Origin of the sequence: Bacteroides sp. MSK.20.82 (genome assembly GCF_019052485.1) — a bacterium.
Lineage (GTDB): Bacteria > Bacteroidota > Bacteroidia > Bacteroidales > Bacteroidaceae > Bacteroides > Bacteroides thetaiotaomicron.
Map to the genome: position 1 here is coordinate 1 of NZ_JAHQUN010000138.1, position 675 is coordinate 675.

Below are 675 nucleotides of genomic sequence, written 5' to 3' on the forward strand. Positions count from 1 at the left end.
TTGTATTTTCATTGACAAATAAAAAAGTTTCAGTTGATTTCACACAGTTCCTGCATCCCATGACAGACGGCAGATAACTGTTGCTTAAGAAGAGAAGGGGGAAGAACATCGAGAAGAGACAGAGAACGGGTCAAAACAGCCTGTTTTCTTTCTTCGTCTTCCGGATTGGCGTACATCGACACATTATATCCCTGAAGGATGGCCAAACACAGGGTAGCATCCTGCTCCGGTGTCTCCCCCCGTTGAGAATATAAATCGTTAATCTTTTCGTGGATGGATCGTTGTAATGCTGAAAGATCATCCAAATACACGCAGCCTGCACTCCCCCCACCAGGAAGCAGCATACGTACCAAACTTAATAAACCCTCTATATTTTCTTGTAAAATAATAGCATCCATATCCCTTGCCTTAAACAGCCGCCATAATCGGCTCTACATAACCGACAGGCATATCAACACAGGCGCATCCCAGCATATTCAAGCGAACAGCAATCTTACTTTTACCATCCACATTAACCAGTTCGCCAACAAGACCCGTCAACGGACCTTTGATCACGCGAACCTTTTCGCCACGAGCCAAAGGAGAACTGTTCATGCTTATCGATTCTTCCGAATAATCAAGCATGAAACGGAAACGAGCCATCTGCTCGTCAGGAATTACAGCAGGACTACTCTC

Annotated in this window: 1 protein-coding gene and 1 pseudogene; both read right to left on the reverse strand. The window is 44.9% G+C overall.

Annotated elements, in window-relative coordinates; all coding sequences use genetic code 11:
• Window positions 1-29: 29 nt before the first annotated feature.
• Window positions 30-398 (reverse strand): UpxZ family transcription anti-terminator antagonist, encoded by a 369-nt coding sequence (locus tag KTR07_RS28165; RefSeq protein WP_011107952.1) that lies wholly within the window; start codon window positions 396-398, stop codon window positions 30-32.
• A 10-nt stretch (window positions 399-408) separates the two neighbouring features.
• Window positions 409-675, reverse strand: a pseudogene (locus KTR07_RS28170) (transcriptional regulator); the annotation flags it as partial.